The organism is Methanococcoides sp., from assembly GCF_030594565.1.
GTDB classification, from domain to species: Archaea; Halobacteriota; Methanosarcinia; order Methanosarcinales; family Methanosarcinaceae; genus Methanococcoides; species Methanococcoides seepicolus.
In genome coordinates, this window is record NZ_JAUVEY010000137.1 from 1 (window position 1) to 5,691 (window position 5,691).

General features: G+C 41.3%; 3 protein-coding genes and 2 pseudogenes. All 5 read left to right on the forward strand.

Annotated features, from left to right (window positions below; all coding sequences use genetic code 11):
- Positions 1–202: pseudogene (locus QAS77_RS09960) on the forward strand (HemK2/MTQ2 family protein methyltransferase); the annotation flags it as partial.
- A 149-nt stretch (positions 203–351) separates the two neighbouring features.
- The gene (locus QAS77_RS09965; RefSeq protein ID WP_305065324.1) at positions 352–2,277 is read left to right on the forward strand and encodes a hydantoinase/oxoprolinase family protein; all 1,926 of its coding nucleotides are present in this window, start codon (positions 352–354) and stop codon (positions 2,275–2,277) included.
- Positions 2,278–2,539: 262 nt separating this feature from the next.
- Entirely contained in the window at positions 2,540–4,471 is a 1,932-nt protein-coding gene (locus QAS77_RS09970) for a hydantoinase/oxoprolinase family protein (protein WP_305065326.1), read from the forward strand.
- Between the two features lie 291 nt (positions 4,472–4,762).
- Complete coding sequence (locus QAS77_RS09975) at positions 4,763–5,404, forward strand: hypothetical protein (RefSeq protein WP_305065328.1); 642 nt, start codon at positions 4,763–4,765, stop codon at positions 5,402–5,404.
- Between the two features lie 198 nt (positions 5,405–5,602).
- Positions 5,603–5,691 (forward strand): annotated as a pseudogene (locus QAS77_RS09980) (shikimate kinase); the annotation flags it as partial.

Consider the following 5,691-nt stretch of genomic DNA (forward strand, 5'->3'; position numbering starts at 1 on the left):
ATTCCTTGAAGAGGTGACTCCCTACCTAAGTAATGGGGGAATTATCCTTATGTTGATATCGTCCCTTACTGGTATGGATGAAGTAAAAATGCGTATGCGGAAGCAGGGACTGGAAGTCGAGATCTGCAACATTGACCGGGATTGTTTTTTTGAAGAACTGATGGTACTGAAAGGCACTTTAAAAGCTTCAGAGCAACTTTAATATAAACGAATAGGTTTTGCATAAACATCACACAACTCTTATATACAAGCCCTGCTCATTTATCTTAGGAATAAGGTACTACATAATTTACCTTTTTATCTGATCTGTGAATTACGATTTTTAAGAGTTGCAACAAAGGAGTGATAAAAATGCAATACAGCATGGGCATTGATGCCGGTGGGACATACACTGACTCGGTTATAATTAGGGACTCTGACGGTGAAATAGTAGATTCAAATAAAGCACTGACGACCTATCCGAACCTTCTTGAAGGTATAAAGAACTCCCTTGAAGGTCTTGATCAGTCATATCTGGAAGATGTCAAACTCGTCTCCGTATCAACTACTCTGTCAACCAACACTATCCTCGAAAGCACTGGATATCCTGTTGCACTAATCATGGCAGGCGATTATCTCATCCCTGACACTCATTCAATAACTAATTATTTCATTGCTGAAGGTGGCCACGGCCCGAACGGCGAAGAAACAAGGCCACTTGACCTCGATGGTGTCAAAGATTATGTGCTTCAGAACAAAGGCAAGGTGTCAGCCTTTGCAGTCTCGTCCTATTTTAGTATCCGCAATCCTGATCATGAGCTCCAGATAAAGGAAATGATAAAGGACCTCACAGGTCTTCCCGTAGTTTGCGGACATGAACTCTCTCAGGACCTTGGTGCTTATAATCGTGGGATAACAGCATACCTCAATGCACAGCTCATCCCAATAACAGATCACTTTATCGAGACCATTATCAATGAACTGGGGAGAAGGCAGATAAAAGCAAGGGTCCTTATGCTCAAATGTGATGGTTCCGTTGCGGGCATCGATGAAGCAAAAGAAAAACCTATTGAATCTATCTTTTCCGGACCTGCTGCAAGTCTTGTAGGTGCAGCTTATCTGAGTGGTTCGAAAACCTGTGCCGTGATCGATGTCGGAGGAACGAGCACAGATGTTTCAATGATAAGCAACGAGCTTCCTGAACTCTGTGATGAGGGTGCCATCGTTGGTGGCTGGCAGACAAAGGTCAAGGCGATCCGCATGGAGACATCAGCCATGGGTGGTGACAGCCATATATGGATAAAGAACCAGCGTCCGAACATCGGTCCAAGAAGGGTCATTCCTTTGTGTGTTGCCGCTTCAAAGTACCCTGAGCTGATCGATAAGCTGAAACTGGCAAGGATACCCTCAAGGATGCTCTTAGGTGAAAATATCCAGCCTACCAAATATTTCATCCGTACGGGAAGAGAACCTCAGAACGAACTCAGTCCTTCCGAAAAAGAGATATTTGACAAAATTGGGGACGCACCGGTATCAATCAGTGAGATCTTCATAGACCGACTGCCATCACCGGTCTTTCTTGATCTGTTGATACAAAAGCGGCTCATACAGGGAATAGGATTCACCCCAACCGATGCACTGCACGTTCTTGGCGAATACACCGAATGGAATTCCGAAGCTTCCAATATTGCTGCCAAGACACTTGGAAGAATGACCCATCAGAGCAAAATAGAATTTTGCCAGACGGTAAAGAAGGAAGTTGTAAAGAACATGGTCATCTACCTGATGTCCTATCTGCTTGAAAATGTACATCCGGATGAGATAAGGAAGGTCATTGAAGGAAATTATCACACAAAGTTCAAGCTCGATGTCCCGGTAGTACTTCTGGGAGGACCTGTCAGGGCATATGTGGATGATGTCAGAGAGATCATCGATGCTGAGATAGTCTTGCCGGAACATTCCGAGGTCGGAAATGCTGTGGGTGCTCTTGTGGGCAAGGGTATCAAGCGGATAGAGATCCTCATCAAGAACGTAAGGCAAAGGACCAAAGCAAACATCACGATGTTCGCACCAGGTGAGAGAAAGGTCTTCATGACCCATCCTGAAGCTCTCGAATATGCTGATAACCTAGGAAGGGAACTTGTACTCAGTTACATGGCTGAAGCAGGGCTTAATGCAGGTGATGTACGTATTGAAGTTACGAGGAATGACATTTCCATGCATGGTGACAGCTTGCCAATTGAGACTAAGCTCGTCTTTGTAGGTATCGGCACTCCGAAAAGAGAGGTCAATATCTAATTTTAAGATTGGATATTGGCGTTCGTTCTCATGGGCTGCAGGACGTTTGAACCTGAATGATGCATTGGCTATAAATGTTCAATGAACTTCCTGCATTGCAGAACAAAATCCTAATGTTCATATACATCTACCTTTATCCTAAATGCATACGAAGCAATTCATGATGGCCATTTCATAAAAAAGCCATCATAACATCATCGTTCAACAGAACTGGATAACAACTATCCAAAATATCAAAATTTACCCATAAAGGAAGCATAATATGAAATATAGCCTTGGTATTGATGCAGGAGGAACTTATACAGATGCCGTTCTTATCAACGATGAGGATGGAAACGTAGTCGGGGCCAAAAAAGCACGTACGACCTATCCGGACCTGCTTGTGGGGATACAGAATGCCCTTGACGGTGTCGATCAGGAAATATTGCAACAGGTAAAGCTCGTTTCAGTTTCCACCACCCTTGCAACAAATACAATTCTTGAAAAAACAGGGTATCCAGTAGGACTGATACTTGTAGGCAATGCTGACATACCTAAAAATTCCGCCATAAAATATTCGATTTCAGTAGATGGCGGCCACAGTTCCGGCGGAAATGAGACTGCGTCACTCGATATTGATTCAGTAAAGGAGTTCGTTGAAAGTGTAAAGGCGAAGGTCTCAGCTTTTGCAGTATCCTCATATTTCAGTGTGAGGAATCCGGAACATGAGCAAAAGGTAAAAGAGATCGTCACAGAGCTTACCGGAATGCCTGTCATTTGCGGACATGAGCTTTCTCAATCACTCGGCGCTTATGATCGGGGAATCACTGCATTCCTGAACGCACAATTACTTCCTATCACTAACCAGTTCATGAACACCGTTGTCTCGGAAATCGAGCGGCGTGGCATCGATGCCAAGCTTATGATGCTAAAGTGTGACGGTTCCATTGAGGGGATATCGGAAGCTCTCAAACATCCGATTGAGTCTATTTTTACTGGACCTGCAGCAAGTCTTCTTGGTGCTGCTTATCTATCGAAGAAGCCGAGCTGTGTTGTTATCGATGTAGGTGGTACCAGTACAGATGTTTCATTGATAGCTGATGGATTACCACAGATATCCGACACAGGTGCTGTTGTCGGAGGATGGCAGACAAAGGTCGAAGCTATTAAAATGGAAACTTCGGCAATGGGCGGAGACAGCCATGTCTGGGTACGTAACCATGTGATCAGCATAGGGCCAAGAAGGGTAGTTCCGCTTTGTGTGGCTGCTTCGAAGTATCCGAGGATCATAGAGAAGCTAAAACAGGGACAATCTATCTCACGAACCCAGCTTGGAGAAAATCTCCAGCCGACCAAGTTCTTCATCAGGACAGAACAGGAACCTATTGAGATCACTCAAAGGGAAGAAGAACTTCTCAACAGGATCGGGGACGAGCCTGTTAATGTGGCTGAAATATATTGGGAAAGCCGGAAGATGCCATCACCTATGCTTCTTGACAGCCTCATTCAGAAGAGGCTTGTTCAGGCTATAGGATTCACTCCAACCGATGCACTGCATGCTCTTGGGGACTATGATGAATGGAATACCGAAGCAGCTATCCTGGGTGCTGAGCAGCTGTGTATCTTCGCTGATATGGAAGTGAAGGACCTATGTCTTGATATCAAGAAGAAGGTTGCAAAGAACATGGCCTTGAACCTACTTTCCTACTTGATGGAAACCGTAGCTCCTACTGAAATTGAAAAAGGTCTTGATGGTGATTATCTCGCAGGTTTCAAGACAGATGTGCCAGTGGTGCTGCTTGGTGGCCCTGTCCGTGCATATACTGAAGAGATTAAGAAGTTCGTTGATGCGAATATCCTTCTGCCTGAGTATGCAGAGGTCGGTAATGCTGTAGGCGCGCTTGCAGGAAAAGGTGTGAAGAGGATCGAGATACTTATTAGGGTCACTTTCGGCGAATCAAAATATAATCTGAAACCTACCAGTATAAGCGTATTTTCACCACAGGGCAAGCATGAGATGAAAAATTATGATGAAGCTGTCCAATTTGTGGAGAAGCTTGGTAATGATATTGTCATGCAGTACATGAAAGATGCCCAGCTTGATGATGGGGAAATAAATATAGAGGTCAGCAAGAGGGAGATAAATCCGATGAACACTGGTATCCCTCTGGAAACAAAATATGCATTTTTGGGTATTGCTGAACTTAAAAGATAAGCAATGCTGTGAAGGCTAAAGTTGCATTACTTTCACCTCACATGGTAAAATTATATTATTAAACCATGTGAAGGTGTTAGTATGATTTACGATTTTAAACGTCAAGTTGAATGTGCATAAATTTATAAAGTATATACTCTTCATTTTACTATGGTAAATTGGCAAAAAAACCGCTTTTGTATATGACTGGGTTGGTAAAATCGATTTTATCACCGATTCTCCATGGAGGATTATAAAGAAAGTTGAATTAATTTTAAGATAATTACTATATAATTAAAGTGGGGTTTAAATTTGAAACAAGAGGAAATATACCTTAAGATTGAAACACGTCTTCCTGATTATGATATATTTGAAAATGCTATAATGAAGAGCATACATGAGAACTATTTTATTTTAGTTTATCAATCGATATATAACCAAATAGGTTATGATAATTTCTCAAATCAAAAGTTCAATACTGAGGATTTTAAGTCATTTCTCACAAAAAATAACTTTGTAGATTTCGTAAATGAAATGTACAGGACAAGAATATCTTCCAAAGGAATGGAAAACATTAGGCACCTAGTGCAACAAGTTGACAGCTTCGATGATTATGAAAAAGCATTGATGATTTTTGAAAAAAGTGATCGGCGTAATTTAAACGGAACAGTAATAAAACCTAGCCCTTGGAGTTTTGGAACAAAACTATTGCATTTTTATAATCCACAAGAAAATCCGATTCTGGATACAATTGTCAGAGATAACTTAAAAATTGGATATATGGATGCAAAAGTGTGTATGGAATTCAGAAAAGCAGCTAATTGTTTCATAAATAAGCATGATGACTATTTTGATAAGATTGCCAAATCTGAAAACATAAAAAAAGAATTAGGGGAGCGCTATATACCAATTCCATTTTCAAAAATGGGCTTACTTGACATGGCATTATATTGAAACTGATATAGGTCATTCTTTTATTTTAACCCAGATAGGCAACAACTTTATCTTGTCAAATAAAAAGTATAACATGTTTAATTTTTACTGTGTGTAATATTTACAACTTTTTCTTTCACTATGTAGGTCAAAATATAAGTCAAAATATAAGTCAATTCTTAAATATCAAATTCCCATATATACTATCGGGAATTTGATATGACATTTACAGGACAAGCTTATGCACTAGGTGCCGGAACGATCATAAACGCCATCGCTACCTGGAAAGGGGCGGCTTTTGGAGTTGA

What these genes read in the sequence shown, in the direction of transcription:
- QAS77_RS09970 (WP_305065326.1), top strand. Translation starts at nt 2,540, where the DNA reads ATGAAATATAGCCTTGGTATTGATGCAGGAGGAACTTATACAGATGCC.
- QAS77_RS09965 (WP_305065324.1), top strand. Translation starts at nt 352, where the DNA reads ATGCAATACAGCATGGGCATTGATGCCGGTGGGACATACACTGACTCG.